This window comes from Nocardioides hwasunensis, from assembly GCF_014779665.1.
Taxonomy (GTDB): Bacteria; Actinomycetota; Actinomycetes; order Propionibacteriales; family Nocardioidaceae; genus Nocardioides; species Nocardioides hwasunensis.
In genome coordinates this window covers 80,257-99,656 of sequence record NZ_JACXYY010000001.1, presented here as the reverse complement: position 1 = coordinate 99,656, position 19,400 = coordinate 80,257, and the positions used below count along the sequence as shown (strand labels likewise).

The 19,400-nt window shown below is 73.2% G+C and carries 16 protein-coding genes and 2 tRNA genes; 6 read left to right on the top strand and 12 right to left on the bottom strand.

Annotated elements, in window-relative coordinates; translation table 11 throughout:
- Positions 1-102: 102 nt before the first annotated feature.
- Positions 103-711 (bottom strand): ATP-dependent Clp protease proteolytic subunit, encoded by a 609-nt coding sequence (locus IEZ25_RS00565; RefSeq protein ID WP_191197463.1) that lies wholly within the window; start codon positions 709-711, stop codon positions 103-105.
- Between the two features lies 1 nt (position 712).
- Positions 713-1,318, bottom strand: coding sequence for an ATP-dependent Clp protease proteolytic subunit (locus IEZ25_RS00560; protein ID WP_191198067.1), 606 nt, complete (start codon positions 1,316-1,318; stop codon positions 713-715).
- A gap of 173 nt (positions 1,319-1,491) precedes the next feature.
- Here IEZ25_RS00560 and IEZ25_RS00555 point away from each other — a divergent pair, with 173 nt between their 5' ends.
- From IEZ25_RS00555 to IEZ25_RS00535, 5 genes are all read left to right on the top strand, one after another.
- Positions 1,492-2,355: a hypothetical protein gene (locus IEZ25_RS00555; protein ID WP_191197462.1), complete on the top strand. Its 864-nt coding sequence runs from the start codon at positions 1,492-1,494 to the stop codon at positions 2,353-2,355.
- A gap of 134 nt (positions 2,356-2,489) precedes the next feature.
- Positions 2,490-5,204 carry a fibronectin type III domain-containing protein gene (locus IEZ25_RS00550; RefSeq protein ID WP_191197461.1) on the top strand — a complete coding sequence of 905 codons (2,715 nt, stop codon included), beginning with the start codon at positions 2,490-2,492 and terminating at the stop codon, positions 5,202-5,204.
- 34 nt (positions 5,205-5,238) lie between these two features.
- Positions 5,239-6,228 (top strand): AAA family ATPase, encoded by a 990-nt coding sequence (locus IEZ25_RS22045; protein WP_191197460.1) that lies wholly within the window; start codon positions 5,239-5,241, stop codon positions 6,226-6,228.
- A 35-nt stretch (positions 6,229-6,263) separates the two neighbouring features.
- Complete coding sequence (locus IEZ25_RS00540; RefSeq protein ID WP_191197459.1) at positions 6,264-7,367, top strand: DUF58 domain-containing protein; 1,104 nt, start codon at positions 6,264-6,266, stop codon at positions 7,365-7,367.
- Entirely contained in the window at positions 7,364-9,460 is a 2,097-nt protein-coding gene (locus tag IEZ25_RS00535; protein ID WP_191197458.1) for a transglutaminase family protein, read from the top strand. The genes IEZ25_RS00540 and IEZ25_RS00535 overlap by 4 nt, the downstream gene beginning before the upstream one ends.
- Here the strand turns inward: IEZ25_RS00535 and IEZ25_RS00530 are convergent.
- Together IEZ25_RS00530 and IEZ25_RS00525 are read right to left on the bottom strand one after the other, a co-directional pair.
- Positions 9,453-11,060, bottom strand: coding sequence for a serine/threonine-protein kinase (locus IEZ25_RS00530; protein WP_191197457.1), 1,608 nt, complete (start codon positions 11,058-11,060; stop codon positions 9,453-9,455). The genes IEZ25_RS00535 and IEZ25_RS00530 overlap by 8 nt on opposite strands.
- A gap of 66 nt (positions 11,061-11,126) precedes the next feature.
- Positions 11,127-11,570 (bottom strand): MarR family winged helix-turn-helix transcriptional regulator, encoded by a 444-nt coding sequence (locus tag IEZ25_RS00525; protein WP_191197456.1) that lies wholly within the window; start codon positions 11,568-11,570, stop codon positions 11,127-11,129.
- A gap of 24 nt (positions 11,571-11,594) precedes the next feature.
- Here IEZ25_RS00525 and IEZ25_RS00520 point away from each other — a divergent pair, with 24 nt between their 5' ends.
- Entirely contained in the window at positions 11,595-12,791 is a 1,197-nt protein-coding gene (locus IEZ25_RS00520) for a phosphotransferase (protein ID WP_191197455.1), read from the top strand.
- A gap of 87 nt (positions 12,792-12,878) precedes the next feature.
- Here IEZ25_RS00520 and tig read toward each other — a convergent pair whose 3' ends face one another.
- The 8 genes from tig to IEZ25_RS00480 all read right to left on the bottom strand — a co-directional run bounded on the left by tig (position 12,879) and on the right by IEZ25_RS00480 (position 19,380).
- Entirely contained in the window at positions 12,879-14,288 is a 1,410-nt protein-coding gene (tig, locus tag IEZ25_RS00515) for a trigger factor (protein WP_191197454.1), read from the bottom strand.
- A 169-nt stretch (positions 14,289-14,457) separates the two neighbouring features.
- A complete protein-coding gene (locus IEZ25_RS00510; RefSeq protein WP_191197453.1) occupies positions 14,458-15,879 on the bottom strand; it encodes a PepSY-associated TM helix domain-containing protein in 1,422 nt (473 codons plus the stop codon).
- Positions 15,880-15,999: 120 nt separating this feature from the next.
- Positions 16,000-16,650: a hypothetical protein gene (locus IEZ25_RS00505; protein WP_191197452.1), complete on the bottom strand. Its 651-nt coding sequence runs from the start codon at positions 16,648-16,650 to the stop codon at positions 16,000-16,002.
- Position 16,651: 1 nt separating this feature from the next.
- Positions 16,652-16,724: transfer RNA gene (locus IEZ25_RS00500), tRNA-Pro, on the bottom strand.
- A gap of 35 nt (positions 16,725-16,759) precedes the next feature.
- A tRNA-Gly gene (locus IEZ25_RS00495) sits at positions 16,760-16,833 on the bottom strand.
- Between the two features lie 54 nt (positions 16,834-16,887).
- A complete protein-coding gene (locus IEZ25_RS00490; protein ID WP_191197451.1) occupies positions 16,888-17,973 on the bottom strand; it encodes a PP2C family protein-serine/threonine phosphatase in 1,086 nt (361 codons plus the stop codon).
- On the bottom strand, positions 17,970-18,881 hold the full coding sequence (locus IEZ25_RS00485; RefSeq protein WP_191197450.1) for an Fpg/Nei family DNA glycosylase: 912 nt from the start codon (positions 18,879-18,881) through the stop codon (positions 17,970-17,972). Before IEZ25_RS00485 ends, IEZ25_RS00490 begins: the two co-directional genes overlap by 4 nt.
- Positions 18,874-19,380, bottom strand: a complete 507-nt coding sequence (locus IEZ25_RS00480) for a ribose-5-phosphate isomerase (protein ID WP_191197449.1) — start codon at positions 19,378-19,380, stop codon at positions 18,874-18,876. The genes IEZ25_RS00485 and IEZ25_RS00480 overlap by 8 nt, the downstream gene beginning before the upstream one ends.
- Positions 19,381-19,400 lie beyond the last annotated feature (20 nt).

Below are 19,400 nucleotides of genomic sequence, written 5' to 3'. Positions count from 1 at the left end.
GTGCTGCTCACCAACGAGCCCCACGACGGTACCCCGTGCCGGCCCCGGGAAGGGGCCGGACACGGAATGTCGCGGGGCTTGACCATTCTCGCGCGCCGGGCCTCAGACGAGGGCCGGAGCGCCCTTGCGCGACTCGATCACCGCGTCGATCAGGCCGTACTCGACGGCCTGGGCGGCGGTGAGGATCTTGTCGCGCTCGATGTCGGCGCTGACCTGGTCGATGTCCTTGCCGCTGGAGTCGGCGATCATCCGCTCGAGCAGCTCGCGCATGCGCAGGATCTCGTTGGCCTGGATCTCGATGTCGGAGGTCTGGCCGAACGTGCCCTCGGTGTAGGGCTGGTGGATCAGGATGCGGCTGTTGGGCAGCGCCATCCGCTTGCCCTTGGCGCCCGCGCCGAGCAGGATCGCGGCCGCCGAGGCCGCCTGGCCCAGGCACACCGTCTGCACGTCGGGCTTGATGAAGCGCATCGTGTCGTAGATCGCCGTCAGCGCCGTGAACGAGCCGCCGGGGCTGTTGATGTAGATGCTGATGTCGGTGTCGGGGTTCATCGTCTCCAGGCACATCAGCTGCGCGATGACCGCGTTGGCCACGTCGTCGCTGATCGGGGTGCCGAGGTAGATGATGCGCTCCTCGAAGAGCTTCGCGTAGGGGTCGATCCTGCGGAAGCCGTAGGAGGTGCGCTCTTCCCACTGCGGGATGTAGTAGTTCATGTCAGTCCTTCGTCCTGGCCGGGCGGCCCTCGTCGGCGGCTTCGCGCGCACTGGTGATGACCTGGTCGACGAGGCCGTACTCGACGGCCTGGTCCGAGGTGAACCAGCGGTCGCGGTCGGCGTCGGCCACGACCTGCTCGACGCTCTGGCCGGTGTGCTCGGCGATCAGGTCGAGCAGCACCTTCTTGATGTGGAGCGACTGCTGGGCCTGGATCTTGATGTCGGAGGCCGAGCCGCCCATGCCCGAGGAGGGCTGGTGCATCATGATGCGCGCGTGGGGCAGGGCGTAGCGCTTGCCCTTGGTGCCGGCGCACAGCAGGAACTGGCCCATGGAGGCCGCCAGGCCCATGCCCACGGTCGCCACGTCGTTGGGGATGTAGTTCATCGTGTCGTAGATCGCCATGCCGGCGTCGACCGAGCCGCCGGGGCTGTTGATGTGGAGGAAGATGTCGGCCTCCGGGTCCTCCGCGGAGAGCAGCAGGAGCTGCGCGCAGATCGCGTTCGCGTTCTGGTCGCGCACCTCGGAGCCGAGGAAGACGATGCGCTCACGGAGGAGGCGCTGGTAGATGTGGTCGTCGAGGCCATACATCCCACCGGCGCCGTTCATCTCGGGCGAGAGGGCTGGGCTGGAGTTCTGGTTCACGCTGGCGACACTAGCCGGAAGGACGGACACATCCACGCGATGACCCGTCTTGTTCGCCCACAGCGGATCGACGCACGCCGCGCCCGGCTCGTCCGTGGCACTCCGGCCCCAGCCGGCCGTGTGGTCTACTCGGGCCCATGTTGCGGGTCACGCTGCGAGGGGCAGACCTGCCCACGGCCACGCTCGGCACGGGCGAGCGCCTGCTCTTCGGCCGCTCGCCCCACCAGGGCCTGCGCACGGAGGACCCCGACCGGGCCCTCGACGTCACCGTGCTCGAGCTGCCGCGCTGCGCGCCCCACGTGTCGCGGCTCCTGGGCGAGCTCGAGATCGGCGAGGAGATCGCTCGGCTGAGGTGGCACGGCGCGGGCGAGACCCAGGTGGCCAGCCTGTTCGACGCACCCGGCGGCGCGCGCCGGGTGACCCTCGTCGAGGGCATGTCGCTGCTGCTCGACGAGGGCGAGAACCACCTCGTGGTGATGCGCGGGCGCGAGCTCGGCCCCGACGACTTCGACGACCTCACGATCGTCGTCGACGTGGCGACGCCCGGCGACGACGCAGCCGCGCGCGTGTCGGTCGCCGCCAGCGGGATCGACCGCGACTCCTCGGCCACCGCCCCCTCGCCCGGGCTCGTCGCGCACTCCCGGGAGTGGTACGTCGCCCTCGCGCTCGCCGAGCCCTGGCTCGTCGGCACCGACGACTATCCGCGTCCGCCGACCAACCGCGAGATCTACGAGCGCGTGCTGCGGTGGCACGGCTACGCCTGGAACCTCGAGCGCTCACAGCGCGTGGACGACGCCATCAAGGCCATCTCCTCCCTCGCCTTCAGCCTTCGCGACGATCCCTTCCGCTCCACCAACGGACGGGCGAGCAACGTCCGCTTCGCCGTCGGCCGGCGCACGGCCGAGGTCCGGCTCGTCACCGCCGACGACCTCGTCCGGGTGGAGCAGGCGGTCCGTGACCGCGCCGCGCAGGTGTCCCCCCGCCCAGGCCCGGAGGCCTGAGCCGAGCCCGTCCCCGGCACGGCGGAACGTTCCGCCCCGTGGTTTGCGGCTGTGGTGCGGGGGGCAACCGTCCTGTGAGGATGGAGCCGACCGGCACACCACACGGACGTGCCGGCCACACGAGGGGTGGATCGATGGGGGCAGGACGCGCGAGGGCAGGACGCGCGAGGGCCGACGACGCGTCGGGGCGTACGCCGCGGGCCGGGCGCCTGCGCCGGATCGCCTCGCGTCGTCAGTCGAAGGGCGCCGCCGAGCTGTCCGTGGTGCTCGTCGCGGTCTCGCTCGTCGCCGGCGTCCTCTTCGGCAACGGACTGTCCCGCACGGCCGTCGAGCTGGCCGACGGGCTGACGTGGCTGACCGACGACCCCAACGGCGACGTCATCCAGGTCAACCCGGCCCTGGGCCGCACCGAGGTGCGTCGCTCGGTGGCCGAGCCCGGCCACGACCTGTCCCTCGCCGAGTACGCCGGCTTCCTCTACGTCATCGACAACACCGACGGGGTGCTGTCGACCATCGACGTCACCACCCTGGAGCAGGCCGGCCGCCGGGGCGTCGCGGGTGGCGGCGCCGCGGAGACGCTGACCGACGGCACGACCGTGTTCCTGGTCGACCGCGCCGAGCACACCGTCGCGGCCATCGACCCCCTCACCACCGACGAGATCGGCCGGGTCTGGGTCGAGCGCCGGGGACTGGCCGACGTGACGGTCGACGGCGAGGGCACCCTGTGGTCGCTGGACCGGACGGGGCGACTCACCGGCCTGCGCTGGTCGCCGACCGAGGGGAGCTTCGAGGAGCAGGACTCCCGCCAGCTCGACGCCAGGGGCGCAGCCGTCGTCGTGGGGCACGAGCAGGGCGCCACCGTGACCGGGGCGGAGCCCGGCCTCGTCGTGCAGGTCGGCACCGACCGCGACGTCGAGCAGGCGACGGACGTGCTGGCCGACCCGCTGCTGGCTCCGCTGCGCACCCCGGGCGCGCTGACCGCCACCGCGTCCCCGGAGACCTCGCGCATCGTGATCCTGGCGCGGGGCCGGCTGGCCGAGGTCGCCCTGGCGGCCTCCGGCTGCGCGGCTCCCGGACGACCCGAGGTGTTCGGCGAGCGGGTCTACGTGCCGTGCTCGGGCGAGGCGAAGGTCCTCCAGCTCGACGCCCAGGGACGTTTCGCGGGGCCACCGATCTCCACCCCGCCCGGCCAGGACCCCGAGCTGGTGCTCGACGGCGACACGCTCCTCATCAACGTGCCCGGGGCACGCACGGGCGTCTCCGTCGGCCAGGACGGCTCCACCACCGAGTTCTCCCGAGGCGGCGGCGACACCGCCGTACGCGATCCGCAGGACATCGAGATCCCCGACAGCCAGGACACCACCGATCCCGACCAGGACGAGGAGTCCGTGCAGGCGGACCCTGAGTCCACCCAGGGCGGACGCGACCCGGGACGCGACGGAGGCAGGGGTCCCGGCCGTGGCAACGACGGCCCGACGTCGACCCCCACCCCGACGTCCACCCCCACTGCGACCCAGACGCCCACCCCCACGCAGACCCCCACCCCCACGCAGACACCGACACCGACGCCCACCCCGACGCCCACCCCGACGCCCACGCCCGGCGCCGAGCCGAGCGCTCCCACCGACGTGCGCGCCACGGCCCTCGGCAGCACGCAGGTGCAGGTCGACTGGTCCTACGGCGGACAGACCCCGGAGGACTTCGCCGTCACCGAGGTCGGTGGCCCGGTGCTCGCGACGGCCGGCGGGGCGGACCGCAGGGCGGTCGTGACGGTCGTGCCCGGCCGGAGCTACACCTTCGTGGTCACCGCCCGGCTCGGTGATCGCTCGGCGGCCTCCACGGTCTCCAACACGGTGACCACCCAGCCCGACCCCGTCCTCGGCACGCCCGCCTCGGTCCGGGCGACGGTCGTGTCCTCCACCCAGGTGCAGGTCGACTGGGCCTACACCGGCGACGTACCCGACGAGATCGTCGTCGCCACGGCCGGCGGCACCCAGGTCGGTCGCGTCGGCGGTGCTCAGCGCCAGGCCGTCGTGACGGTCCCGGCGGGAGAGCAGGTCTCCTTCCGGGTCACCGCTCGTCTCGGGGGCGAGTCGAGCACCTCCTCGGCGTCCAACGCCGTCACGCCGGCGGGCGTGCCCGGTCAGGCGCCCGGCGTGTCCGCCGCGGGCGTCTTCGGCGGCACCTGGCAGGCCCCGACCTACGCCGTCACGGTGTCGTGGGACGCCGCACCGGCCAACGGCTCCGCCATCACCGGCTATCGCGTCACGGTCTCGACCGGCACCCGGTCGGAGACCGTGACGCTGGGTGCCGGCGCGCGATCCCACACGCTCACCAGCTCGTGCGACCGCACGGCCAACGCCTCGTGCTCCCCAGGTGGCGGCGGCTCGGCCTCGGTGACGCCGATCAACGGCGAGGGCACCGGGCCCCAGGCCGACGCGAGCGCGACGGACTCCGGGAGCATCCCGGTGGAGCCCCTGCCGGGTGGTGGCGCCGACCACGTCAGCGGTCAGAACATGCAGTGGGAAGGGCCGGCCTACGAAGGCAGCGGCACCCTCACGCTCACAATCAGCCCGCCACCGGACTGGCGCACGTTCGGCGGCTCCTGCACTTACCAGGCGTCGGGAGCCGGAGTACGCGGTGGCGGATCGGGCACGATCCCCTGCGGTGCCACCTCGCTCGCCATCCCTGTCTCGCACGGCATCGTCCGGAGCCAGAACGCCGGCACGGTGACCCACTACTACTCCGTGACGTTCCAGGCCGCCAACACCGGTGGAACCGTCACCAGCGCTCGCCACGACGGGACCTACACCGGCGGTTCGCTGTGCCAGACCTGCCCCATCCCCTGATCGTCCCCGCCGAACGTCCTCCAGGAGACCCGTTGTGACCACCCTTGCCCCGACCACTGCCACCACGGAGCAGGAGGTCGCCGAGTTCCGGCGCGCGCACCAGCGCCTCGGCGACGCCGTCGAGGTCGCGGTGCGCGGCAAGCGCTCGGTCGTCGACCTCGTCCTCGTGGCCACCTTCGCCCGCGGGCACGTGCTCGTCGAGGACCTCCCCGGCACCGGAAAGACCACGCTCGCCCGGGCCCTCGCCCGGGCGCTCGGCGGGGAGATGCACCGCGTCCAGTTCACCCCCGACCTGCTGCCCAGCGACGTCACCGGCACCAGCGTGTTCGACCCCCGCGACGGCCAGGTGCGCTTTCGACCCGGGCCCGTCTTCGCCCACGTCGTGCTCGCCGACGAGATCAACCGGGCGGCCGCGAAGACCCAGTCGGCTCTGCTGGAGGTCATGGAGGAGCACACCGTCAGCGTCGACGGCACCGCGCACCCGGTGCCGGAGCCGTTCACGGTCATCGCGACGCAGAACCCGATCGACCTCGACGGCACCTACCGGCTGCCGGAGGCCCAGCTCGACCGGTTCATGGTGCGCACCAGCCTCGGCTTCCCCGACCTCGAGCACGAGCTCGAGGTGCTGCGTCCCGGGAGCACCGCCGGTCGCATCGACGACGTGCCCGTGGTCAGCGACCCAGGGGAGATGGCCCGGCTCTCGGCCGTCGTCGAACGGCTGCACGTGGCCGACCCGATCCTGACCTACGCGCGCCAGGTCGGCGTGGCGATCCGCGAGGACCGCCGGGTGCGCCTCGGTGCGAGCACCCGCGGGCTCCGGTCCCTGGTACGCGCGGTGCAGGCCTACGCCGCCTCGTGCGGTCGCCACTACGCCATCCCCGACGACGTACGCCGTCTCGCCGAGCCGGTCCTGGCGCACCGGACCGTGCTCACCCGCGAGGCCGTGCTCGAGGGCCACACGGCGATCGGCGTCGTGCAGGCGGCCCTCGACGACGTCGCACCCCCGCAACCGGACCGCGTGTGAGGCCCTGGCGAGCCACCACGCCCCGCGGTCGGTGGATGCTCGTCACCGGCCTGCTGCTCGCAGTGGGCGGCGTGCTGCTGCGCTACCCGGTGATCGCCGCGCTCGGCGCGTTCGTCGTCGCGCTCGTCGTGGTCGAGGTGGTCGCCGTCCTGCGTCGTCCCGACGTGGAGGTCCACCGCACCGTCGATCCCCTCGTCGTGGTCCGGCAGGACCCGTGCGTCGGCCACCTGAGGCTCGCCGGTGGCCGCGCCGGCCTGGTCCGCACCCTCGCGCAGGAGAGCATCGACGGCGTCCTGACCGCTCCCACCCACGTCGATCCGCGCGGCGCCGAGACGACGTACGACATCGCGACCAACCGTCGCGGGCTCCTGGAGGTCGGACCGCTCCGGCTGCAGCGCGTCTCGCTGTGCGGCATGGCAGCGACCACCACCCAGGGCGGCGACGTCGTCCGCCTCCGGGTGCTCCCCCGACGCATCCCGCTGGCCTCGCTCCCCCCCGGCCACCGGCGCGCCGCCACCGGCGGCGGTGACAGCCTCGAGCTGGGCGGCACCGACCTGGTCGGGCTGCACGAGTACGCCGTCGGAGACGACCTGCGGCGCCTGCACTGGGCGACCAGCGCCCGCACGGGCACCCTCATGGTCCGCGAGGACGCCGACCCGGCCCAGCCGCACGTGTGCGTCCTGCTCGACGACCGCGAGGAGAGCTATGCGGCCGGCGACGACTTCGAGGAGGCGGTCGAGCTCGCCGCCGCACTGTGCCGCGTCGCGGGTGAGGCCGGCGACCCCCTGCGGTTCACCACGGCCAGCGGTCGCCACGACGTCCTCGTGCCCGGGTCGACCACCCGGCAGGTGCCACGGGAGGCGCACGAGCTCGAGCTCCTGCTCGCCGAGATCGACGCGGCGCCGGGCCGCGAGCTCCGGCAGGTGCACCACCGCGGGCTCGACGTCGCGGTGGTCGTGACCGGCAGCGCGGCGGAGCTGCCCCTCCTCGCCCTCGCGGTCGGCGAGGCGCTCGACCCGACCCTGTGCGTCGTGGACCCCGATCCGGCCGTCCCGTCCGGGGCGGTCGGCACCACGACGGTGCTGCGCGCGCCCGGCTCGCGGACGCTGGCGCGCCTGTGGGACGGGCAGGTGCGATGAGGACGACGTCCGGCACCTGGACCATCGTCTGGGCCGGGGCGCTGCTGGTGCTGGGCGGCCTGTCGCTCGCCACGGCGTGGAGCGGCCCGGTCCCCGCGCTGTGCCTGGCCGGCGCGGCCGTGGTCCCGCTGGCGATCGGCCGGGCCGTGCTGCGGCTCGGGATCTCGGCGTGGGCGACGGCCGCGGTCCTGGTGTCCCTGCTGGTGCTGGGCGCCTACGTCCTCGCCGCCGACGCCGGGTCGTCGTTCTCCGACACGGTGACCGACGCCGTGCCGCGGCTGCTCACCACCGCGCGGCCGCTGCCGGTCCGTGCCGACCTCCTCGTCGGCCCGCTCCTCCTGACCGCGCTGGTGTCGCTGCTGGTCGCGATCCGGCTCACCTCCGACCGGCGGGTCGCCCCGGTGGTCGGTGCCCTCGTCCTCTACGTCGCGGGCACGTTGCTCACCGCCGGTGAGGGAGACCCCCGCGGCCTGCTGGCCTCGCTCCTCGTGGCGTGCACGCTGCTCGGCTGGGTGGTGCTCGACGAGCACCGCCACCGCACCGCGCGCCGCACCGCCCTCGCAGCGGTCCTCGCGCTGAGCGCGACCGGCCTGCTCGCCGCGTCGACCACGCTCGCGTGGTCGCGACCGTTCGAGCCGCGCACCCTTGTCGACCCGCCGACCGTCGACGTGGTCGCCAGCAACCCCCTCGCCCACCTGGGTGCGTGGACCAGCGACCCCGACCGGCTGCTGCTCGAGGTGGCCGGGCCGGTCCAGCCGCTCCGCCTCGTCACCCTCGACACCTACGACGGCGCCGGCTGGACCACCGGCACGCGCTACCAACCCGTCGGCGAGGTGACGTACGACGACTCCCGGCCGCTGCTCGGCACCAGCCCCCGCACGTCCACGGTCCGGGTCGAGATGGTCGACATCGAGGGCCGCTGGCTGCCCAGCCCGGGCTGGCCGACCGCGGTCTCCGACCCGGACGCCGTGGTCGAGCCCACCTCCGGCAACCTCTACCTGCCCAGCAGCGACGGCATCGTGCGGACCGGGACCTCCACCTCGACACGCGACCTCACCTACAGCGTCACGGCCGTCGCCGACTCACCGGACGAGCGTCGCTTGGCGAGCGCGACGGTGCCGTCCCGGGCCGACCTCGCGCCCTACCTCGCACTGCCCCCGCTGCCCCAGCCGCTCGCCGCCTTCGCCGAGCGGTCGGTGACCGACGCAGTGACGCCCTACGACCGGGCCGTCGCCATCGAGACCCTGCTCCACGACCGTGCCCGGCTCTCACCCACCGCCGTGTCCGGCTCGCAGCTGTGGCGGATCGGCACGTTCCTCCTGGCCGAGCGCGGCACCCCCGGGGCTCGCGTCGGCACCGCGGAGCAGTTCGCGACGTCGTTCGCGATCATGGCCCGGCACAACGGCCTGCCGACACGGGTCGTGGTGGGCTTCCGCCCCGACGCGGACGCCCGCGCAGGGGCTGGGGGGTGGTCCGTGCGCGGACGCCATGCGACGGCCTGGCCGGAGGTCTACTTCGACGAGCTGGGCTGGGTCCCCTTCACGCCCACCGACGAGCGCCCGCCGCAGCGCTCGGACGAGGAGACCATCAAGCGGGGCCGCGGTGAGGACCCCGGCCCCGGACCGGACGCCGACGACCGGGAGAGCGGGACCGGGAAGGTCGACGACCCGGCCACGCCTCCGACCTCAGAGCGGACCGACGGACCCGTCGTGCCGGCAGCCCTCGTGGTCGGTGCGCTGCTCGCGATCCTCGCGCTGCTGCTGGCTGCCCGCCGGATCCGCTCGTGGCGGCACCTGCGCGACGGCGCGGTGGGGGCCTGGGCCGAGGGGCGCGACGCGCTCCGCCTCGCCGGGATGCCCGTCGCCGCCCACCAGACGGCCGACCAGGTCGCGACGATGGCCGGCGAGCGCCTCGGCACGGACGCCGTCCACGTCCTGGCGGCCGAGGCCCAGCGGGCGGCGTTCGCGCCACCCGGGACCACCGTCGGGGAGGTCATGCCTGCGCTGCACGACGTACGCCGTTGCGCACGGCGGGCGGTGCCCGGCTGGCGTCGGTGGTGGTGGCGCTTCGACCCGTCGGTGTTCCTCAGGTGAGGACGAGGCACCGCTGGTCGGACTGACCCACCGCCCCGTCGGGCATCTGGAGCACCATCACGAAGCACACCCGGCCGGGGGGCTGCGACAGGGTGAAGCGCGCCTCGGTGCGACCCGCCTCGAAGTAGCGGACCGGACGCTGCTCGGGGCTCGTCTGGGCGAGGATGAACGTCGCCTCGCCGTCGCTGGGGTCGGTCCACTCGACGGTGATCTCACCGGCGTCCTCGAGCAGGCCCCGCATCCGGAACGCGAGCTCGGGGTCGAACCTGTCGACCGGCTCGCCCTCCGGGTCGGGCGTCACCTCGTCCACCGGCTTCGTCCCCGACGTCGCGTCGAGCGGCGGTGCTGCGGACGGGTCGTCACGCAGAAGGGCACCCGCGATGCCGAGGGCCGCGCCCACCAGGACGGCGAGCACACCGAGCAGCACGACCGGCCGGCGGTGCCGCGCGGGTCGCTCCGTGCCGACGCCGTCGGCCGCCTCGTCGGGTTCGTCTCCCGGTCGCGACCGGAGGTGGGTGTGCTCGTGGACCGGCTCGACCGGAGCCGCCGGCACGTCGCCCTCGCGCTCCTCGCCCGGCTCAGCACCGTCCTCTGGGTCCGGCTGGGGGTCGACGGACAGAGCCGGGACGTCGGCGAGCGCACCTCGGCGTCGCGTCGCCTCGTGCGGGGGCGGCCCGCCCGTCGGCGACGAGTCACCCGCGGCGCGGGCGGCAGCGCCACCGCCGGGCTCCCAGGCGCCGTGCCGCAACCGCAGCAGCGCCTCGTGCACCTCGGCGACCGAGCCCCAGCGAGCCGTGACGTCCTTGACGAGGCAGCCCGCGATCACCTCGCCCAGCTGTCCGACGTCGGTGGAGAACGGTCGGGGCGCCTCGGTGCGGGCCCGACGCAGGTAGGCCAGCGCGGAGTCGTCGTCGGGATCGTCGCTGGCGAAGGGCGCGCGCCCCTCGAGCAGGGTGTACAGGGTGGAGCCCAGCGACCAGATGTCGTCGGCGGGGGTCGGCGGGTGACCGTCGAGGATCTGGGGCGAGGCGTGCCGATAGGTGAACGCCTCGACCGAGGAGGTGTACTCCGCGTCGACCAGCCGGGCGATGCCGAAGTCGGCCAGCACCCACGAGGTCGGCAGCACCAGCACGTTCTGCGGCTTCACGTCGCGGTGCAGGAAGCCCTGGGCGTGCGCGAAGGAGAGCGCGTCGGAGAGCACCAGCCCGATGCGGACGACCTCGTCGGGCGGGAACGGCCCCTGCTCGCGGAGGCGGTCGTTGACGGTGCCGCCGTCGTAGTACTCCATGACGATGGCCGGGCGCCCGGAGGCGGTCGTGCCGGTGTCGAGCACCGTGACGATGTTGGGGTGCTGGCGACCCAGCCCGACGGTGATCTCGATCTCGCGGGCGAAGCGTGCCGAGCTCTCCGCGTCGTCGACGAGCAGCACCTTGACCGCCACGTCGCGGCCCAGCCGGGGCTCGCGGGCGCGGTAGACGACCGACTCGCCGCCGCGGCCCACGACCACGAGGTCGGTGTAGCCCTCGAGGGCCTCGACCGGAGGCGGCGGCCCGTCGGTAGGCGGACGCCACGCGTGGTGCCCGCTCCCGCTGTCGACCATCCGTTCTCCCCCGGTGCTCCCCCTGCGCCCGCCGGGTCGGACGGGCCCGGCGATCGTACCGGGCGGCTACGGTCCGAGCGCGACTTCGGCCAGGACCTCGCGGAAGACGCGGAAGCGCTCCTCCCCGACCTGGTCGGACCATGCCTGCTCGCAGCTGGCGAGCACGTCGGCCGCGCGCGCCACGCCGTCGCGCCCGCGATCGGTGACGCGCACGACCTTCGCCCGCGCGTCGTGGTCGGCGACCGCCACCTCGACCATGCCGAGCGAGGTGAGCTGGCGGACGAACTGGCCGCATCCCTGCGTGGTCATCTCCACCCGGTCGGCGAGCTCGCTGATGGTCAGGCCCTCGGGCGGGAGCGACTCGAGCACCCGCAGCTGGGAGGGACGCAGCTCGGGCGCGTCCGCGGCCAGCTGGCCGCGGAGCCGGCCGAAGACCATGCCCAGGAGGATCGCGAGGTGGGGCTCGGTCGACGTCGGCAGCCCGACCAGACCACCCTTGACTCCAGTCATGAAAGCAACTTACCTTTTCAGACCATGAAAGCAACTTTCGCGCCTGGCTCCCACCGGCGGGAGGTGCTCGGCGACGACGACGTCGCGGACGGCGAGCTCGAGGCGATGGTCGCCCGGCTCTGGGGCGTCGCGTCGGTCTCGCTGCTCGACTCGGAGGCGGAGCCGGTGGCCTACGACGTCGCGTCGATCCTCACCGGCGCCCGCACCTGGGTGCGCGGTCACGCAGACGCCGGCAACGGTCCGCGGCCGTTCGTCCTGTTCGTCAAGCGGGTGCACAGCTGGCGGCACTCCCCCGCGTTCGCGCAGGTGCCGGTGGAGATCCGCGAGTGGGCCGCCGCAGGTGTGCCGTGGCGGGCCGAGCCGCTGGTCTACGCCTCCGACCTGGCCGACCGGCTGCCCGAGGGGCTGACCATGCCGCGTGCGCTGAGGGTCGAGGAGCACCCGGACGAGACCGCCGTGGTCTGGCTCGAGGCCGTCGACGCCGATCCCGTCCCCTGGACGGCGGACGACAGCGTCCACGCCGCCCGCCTGCTCGGCCGGCTCGCCGCCAGTCCGGCCGTGGTGCCGCTCGCCGCGATCGACCCGCTGCCGTGGCACATCCAGTCGTTCGTCGACGGCCGACTCGCCCACACCGTGCTGCCCGGGCTGCACGACGAGGCCACCTGGCAGCACCCGGCGGTGTCGCGGCACTTCGGCGACCTGCGCGAAGCCCTGGCGGCGACCGCGCGCCACCTCGACGCGCTCGCTGCCGAGTTCGCCGCCTCGCGCCACCTCACCGCGCACGGCGATGCCTGCCCCAACAACCTGCTGCGCCGTGAGGGCGACCCGGGCTTCACCGTGATCGACTTCGGATTCTGGCGCCCGCAGCCGGTCGGCTTCGACCTCTCGCAGCTCCTCGTCGGGGACATCCAGATCGGCCGGCAGGACGTGGCGGACCTGCCGGAGCGCGCTGCCGCCTGCGTGGAGTCGTACGCCGCTGGGCTTGCGGACGAGGGGCTCGAGGTCTCGCTGGCCGAGGTCAGGCGCAGCCACGCCGTGAGCCTCATGCTGTTCAACGGACTGCCCAGCCTCCCCACCGAGATGCTCCAGGAGGAAGCCGGGCTCGTCGCCGCCGGCGGCGTCACCGCCGAGTTCCGCGACGCCTTCGACCACTGGGCCGAGCAGCGAGCCGGCATCGCCCGCTACGCACTCGGCGTGCTCGCGCAGACCGAGCCGGCCTGAGCCGACCCACCCTGCCGCGGCCCACGAACGACGAACCGGCGCCCACCCGAGGGGTGGACGCCGGTCGCGGTGCGCTGGTGGTGCGGGTCAGTCCTCGTCGGACTTCGCAGCAGCCTCGTCGCCGGCCTCGTCGGTCGACTCGGCCTCGGCGGACTCCGCCTCCGGCTCGCCGATGGTGCCGTCGGGGCGCAGGTTCTTCAGCTCGACCACGTTGCCCGAGCCGTCCTTGACGGTCGCGGCCTCCACGATCGTCGCGAGCGCCTTGCCGCGCATGATCTCCTGCACGAGCTCGGGGATGTGGTTGTGCTCGAACATGTGGTTGGCGAACTCCTGCGGGTCCTGGCCGGACTGCTGGGCGCGCCGCACGAGGTGCTCGGAGAGCTCGGCCTGGTCGATGCCGAACTCCTCCTTCTTGGCGATCTTGTCGAGGATGAACTGGGCGGCGACGGCGTCGCGGACCCGGCGGTCGAGGTCGGCCTCGAACTCCTCCTGGGTCTGGCCCTCGTCCTCGAGGTACTTCTCCATCGTGATGCCGGCCATGGCGAGCTGCTGCTCGACGTTCTGGCGGCGGGCGTTGAGCTCGTCGGTGACCATCACCTCGGGCAGCGGGATGGAGACCTTCTCGAGCAGGGCCTCGAGCACCGCGTCGCGCGCAGCGGCGGCCTGCTCGAGGCGCTTGCCCCGACCGAGGCGCTCGCGGACGTCGGCGGTGAGCTCCTCGGCGGTGTCGAACTCGGAGGCGAGCTGGGCGAACTCGTCGTCGAAGTCGGGGAGCTGCTGCTCCTGCACGGCGCTCACCTTGACGGTCACCTGGACCGGCTCGCCGACCAGGTCGCCGCCGACCAGCTCGGAGTCGAACGTCTTCTCCTCGTCGGCCGAGAGGCCCACGAGGGCCTCGTCGAGACCGTCGATCATGCCGCCACGGCCGACCTTGTAGGACATGCCCGTGACCTCGCCACCCTCGACGGTCTCGCCACCCTTGGCGGCGACGAGGTCGATGGTCACGAAGTCACCCTCGGCGGCGGCACGCTCGACGGGGGCGAGGGTGCCGAAGCGCTCGCGGAGTGCCTCGACCTGCTCGTCGACGTCGGCGTCGGTGATCTCGATGTCCTCGACGCTGGCCTCGAGGCCGTCGTAGGAGGGCAGCTCGAAGTCGGGCTTCACGTCGACCTCGGCGGTGAACTCCAGCACGTCGTTGTCCTCGAGCTTGGTCACCTCGATCTCCGGCTGGGCCAGCGGCTCGAGGTCGTGCTCCTGGAGCGCGGCCATGTACTGCTCGGGCACGACGGCGTTGATGGCCTCGTCCAGGACCGGACCGCGGCCGATCTGGCGGTCGATGACCGCCGGCGGGACCTTGCCCCGGCGGAAGCCGGGGACGTTGATCTGCTTCGCGATCTTCTGGTACGCCGCGTCGAGGCTCGGCTTGAGCTCCTCGAAGGGCACCTCGACGGTCAGCTTGGCCCGGGTCGGGCTCAAGGTCTCGACGGCGCTCTTCACAAATGTCTCCTGGTGCAAGTGGATGGGGGTGGTGCCGCGTCATGGCAGCCACAGGCAGTCATGGGCTCTGCGGCACGCCCGGCGGCAGCCGCAAACCCGATGAGTCTATCGACGGTGTGGGCGCAGGCCGAATCACGCCCACACCGTCGTCCGGAGGTGGCCCGCGCGCTCAGTCGACCGTGTCGAACGCCGCCCGCAGGCGCGGGACCCGACGCAGGACCAGCTGGTCGAACGCCAGCACCGCCAGGAGGGTCACCCCGAAGAGCGGCAGGAAGATCCCGAGTGCCGCGAGCGCGGCCACGAGCCACCACGTCGCCCGTACCGGCATCTTCCCGCGCGGTGCTCCCATCGATCCACTGCGTGCGGGCCTGCGACGCCACCACATGAGCGGCCCGGAGACGCACATGAACAGCACCGCGACGCAGAACGCGAAGGCGAACCAGAAGCTGACGAGCCCCAGGCTGCGTCCCTCGTGGAGGCCGATGCCCTGCGCGACGGCCTTGGCCGCCAGGGGGTAGTCGTCGAAGCCGTACTGCGAGCGCACCTCACCGGAGTACTGGTCGACGTGCACCGTGCGTTCGCGGCTCGGGTCGTGGAACGCGTCGCCGATCACCGAGAACACCCCGTCGTTGCCGCTCGGCAGGGCGATCGTCATCGGGTGGGTGAGCCCCTCCCGCTCGGCGACCACGACGGCTGTGTCCACGTTGGCCACCGAGTCCAGGTCGGCCCCGTCCGGGTCCGACGACGGCACCTCGGTGGCTCCCTGCGCCCACGGCACCTCGCGTACGGCGTGGCTGTGCGGCAGGGACTCGTCGAGCCGTGAGCCCGGCTGGGACTCCGCCCCGTGGTCGAGGCTCCACATGGACGTGCCCTGGGAGGTCGCGATCTCCTGCACCTTGGCACCCCAGAAGCCGGTCCAGGGCAGTCCGGTCACGACCATCATCAGGAGCCCGACGCCGGCCACGGACCCCACGAGGGCGTGCCGGCTGCGCAGCTTGGCCCCCGGTGCCTTCTTGGTGCGCCGTCGGAGCCGGGCCTTCCGTCCGGCGAAGAAGAGGTAGTAGCCGGTGAGCGACATGACGATCGCCCAGCACACCGCCACCTCGATGAGGCGGTCGCCGAGGACGCCGCCCATGAGGTCGGCGTGCAGACGGACGGCGTAGCCGGACAGCGTGGTGTCGGGGTCGAGCTCCCCGAGCACCTCGCCCCGCCAGGGGTCGACGAAGACGTCGACCGTCGTCCCGTCGTCCTTGGTGACGGCGAAGGCGGTCGTGTCGTCGGGACCACGGCCCTCGCGGATCAGACCGATCTCGTCGTCGGGATAGGCGGCCTGGGCGATGTCGAGCTGGTCCGACAGCACGTAGGGCAGCTGCTGGCCGGCCGGGGCCTCGGCCTTCATCAGGTCGCCGTGCATGAGCGGCTCGAGCTGGAACCTCAGCAGGTAGATCAGCCCGGTCACGGCCAGGACCGCGAAGATCGGCACGACCACGAAGGATGCGTAGAAGTGCCAGCGCCAGAAGGCGCGGAACAGGCCGGAGGGGGTGACCCGTGGACGCACTGACGGCGTCCGCGGTCGTTGGAGGGTGGTCATGGTGGAGCTCCTCGCACAAAGAGACGTGTGACACGCCCCGGGCTCACGTCGACGTCAACCGGGGCGGTGCAGGACAGCGCTCACCCGAGGGGTCCGGCCGTGTGCGGTCGGCGGACGGGCTCAGTGAGGCAGGAGCGCCACGGGCGGGCCACGTCGGGCGGGGCCGCGGGACCAGACCGGAAGGAGCGGGAGGGGATCGAGCGCCACCCGGCGTACGCCGACCGCGCGCCGCCCGGCGAGCAGCACGACGGGGTGCAGGCCGACGGCCACCGCGGCGCGGGCGAGCAGGCTACGGGCTGAGCACCGAGCGAGGCGGACGAGCGTCCAGAGCGCGCGCTCCCCCACAGCGAGCCACAGGGCGACGGCCGCGGCCGCACCGATGTGCGTCGCGGCCATGACGGGATGGGCCACCATGTCGTCGATCCCGTGCGTGAGCCAGGCGGGCGAGGGCCCGCCACCCGGGTGCACCATCTCGCCGTGGGGCCCGTGCGCCATCGCTGCCCCGGCCGCGTGGCCGCCCAGCCCGGACAGCACCCCGTGGACGACCACCTGGCCGCCGACGGTGAGGGTGACCAGGCGCAGCGCCGAGGCCTCGCCGCCGAGCACGACGGCGCAGGCCCCGGCGACGACGGCGTACAGCGTGAGCATGCTCGCCCAGCCCGGCATCGCCCCCGCGGCCGACACGTGCGCGAACGTCCCGGCGGCCACGACGACGGCGGCCAGCAGCAGCGCGCGCACGGACCGCACGAGCAGGCTGGCGCGGAGGTCCATGTCGGGGCGACAGGACTCGAACCTGCGGTCTCCTGCTCCCAAAGCAGGCGCGCTAGCCACTACGCTACGCCCCGTCAAGCGGGTCCCGTCGTGCCTCCGGGGGCCTGCCTGGAGCGGATGACGGGAATCGAACCCGCGTAGCCAGTTTGGAAGACTGGGGCTCTACCATTGAGCTACATCCGCGCTGCACGGCGGCGTCGTCGACGCCGGTGCGGGAGTCATGGTGCCACACGCGGCTCAGCGCCGGTGCACCAGGAGCAGGGCACGGTCGTCGTTGCGCGACCCCAGGGCCTCCACGAGCCGCTTGGCGCCGCCCTCGAACTGACCGCGGAGCAGGCGCTCGGCCTGGCCGAGCATCCGGTCGATCCCGAGGCTGATGTCGCGCGTGCGGGTCTCGACCATGCCGTCGGTGTAGAGCAGCAGGGCGTCGCCGGGGCGCATCTCGCCCGAGACCGCCTCGTAGGTCACGTCGTCGATGAGGCCCAGGACGGGGCCCTCGGTCTCGAGCACCTCCCAGCGACCCGAGCCGGCGTGGCGCAGCGCGGCGGGCGGGTGTCCGGCGCTGCGGAGGTCGTAGTGGCCGGTGGCGAGGTCGAGCGAGAGGTGGATCGCGGTGGCGAAGCCCTCGTCCCAGTCCTGGCGCAGCAGGAAGGTGTTGGCGGCGGCGAGGAACTCCCGGGGAGGGAGCGCGCTCAGCAGACCGCCGATCGCACCTGAGAGCAGCAGCGCGCGGGTGCCGGCGGCCTGTCCCTTGCCGGACACGTCGACGACGACCATCTCGAGCCGTCCGTCGACCTCGGAGGCGACCACGAAGTCGCCGGCGAACGGCGTGCCACCGGCCGAGCGCAGCTCCGCCGCGGCGTACCACTGGTCGGGAAGGTGCGGGATCCCGCCCTGGCGCAGGATCCGGTCGCGCAGGTCGACGAACATCATCTCGCCCTGCACGCCGGCGACGCCGAGGCGCGAGCGTCGGCGCGACGAGACGAGCACCATCAGACCGAGGGTGACCATGACGCCGAAGGCCACCAGGACCCGTGAGCTCGCGTCCTGGCGGAGCGTGACCACGGTCAGGACCACGAGGACGTACACCACGAACCAGGGCAGCTGTCGCGGGCCGAGCACCAGGCTGGAGAAGATGAGCGGCACGAGCAGGGTGACCAGCGGAGCCCAGGCCGGCAGGAACCAGATCGCCACACCGATCAGGAGCGTCACGAGGACGAGGGCGGTCACCATCCGCGAGCCCCGCGGGACCAGCCGGGCGGCGGACCTCTCGAGCCAGTGGCCCACGTCGGCAGCTGGCGTGTGGTCGGGGGGAGAACTCATGGCCGAGCTCCTCGCGACGTCCCAGTGTTCCTGGGAGGAGACTGTACGGCCCGGGAACGGAACTTCGGCTGACATCGGGGGCACCAGAACACGTTGCGTCCGACGAGCTCCCCGGTCTTGATGATCGAGCCGCAGACCAGGCACGGCAGGGAGGTCCGGCGGTAGACGTAGACCTCTCCCCCGTGGTCGTCCTCGCGCGGCGCCCGGCCCATCGCCTCGGGAGTGTGCTCGGGCCGCACGGTGTCGATGCGCCCGGTGCGCACCCCCTCGGCCATCAGGCCGACGAGGTCGGCCCACATCGCACGCCACTGGCCCACGCGCAGGGTCTCGCCCGAGCGCAGGGGGTGGACGCGGTGCCGGAACAGGACCTCGGCGCGATAGACGTTGCCGACACCCGCGAGCACCGCCTGGTCCATCAGGAGGTCGCCGATCGGACGCTGGCTCCGCGAGATGCGGCGCCAGGCGAGGTCCGGGTCGGCGTCGGCCCGCAGCGGGTCGGGGCCGAGCCTCGCCAACACGCTCGCACGACGCTCGGGGCCGATGAGGTCGCACACGATCGCGCCGCGCAGGTCGGCGTACGACGTGCCGCGCGGGCCGTCAGGCGCGACGCTCACCAGGCGGAGCCGCACGGCGCCGACCGGGTCGGGCACGCCTGCGGTGCCCTCCCCGAGGCCCGTGTGGACGTCGAACCGGCCGATGAGTCCGAGGTGGACGTGGATGAAACGCTGGTCCTCGAGCTCGACGAAGAGGTGCTTGCCGGCGGAGTCGGCGCCCACGAACCGGGAACCGTCGACCTGCTCGGCGTCGGCTGCGAACCGACCCTGCGGGGAGGAGACCCGGACCCGGCGTCCGGCGAAGGCCGCGCTGAGGTCGTCGGCGAGCTTGCGGAGGGTGTGGCCCTCAGGCATCCGGCCCGCGCAGAGCAGACTCCGGCAGCGCCGGGAGCTCCTTGGTCTCGTCGTAGTCGGTGAGCTGGGAGATGCGGCGGACATGGCGCTCGTCGCCGGAGAACGGGGTGGCGAGGAAGACCTCGACGAAGCGGGCCATGTCCTCGACCGAGTGCATCCGGCCCCCGACCGAGACCACGTTGGCGTCGTTGTGCTCGCGGGCCAGGACCGCGGTCTCCTCGGACCAGACGAGTGCGCAGCGAACGCCGGTGACCTTGTTGGCCGCCATCTGCTCGCCGTTGCCGGAGCCGCCGATGACGACGCCCAGGCTGTCGAGGCCGGCCGCGCGGTCACTGATGACACCCTCCCCGGCGCGCAGGCAGAAGACGGGGTAGTCGTCGGCGGCGTCGTAGACGAACGGTCCGTGGTCGACCGCCTCGTAGCCGTGGTCGATCAACCAGGTGAGCAGGTGGTCCTTCAGCTCGAGGCCGGCGTGGTCGGAGCCCAGGTGAACGCGCATGGGAGCAGTCTCCCAGAGCC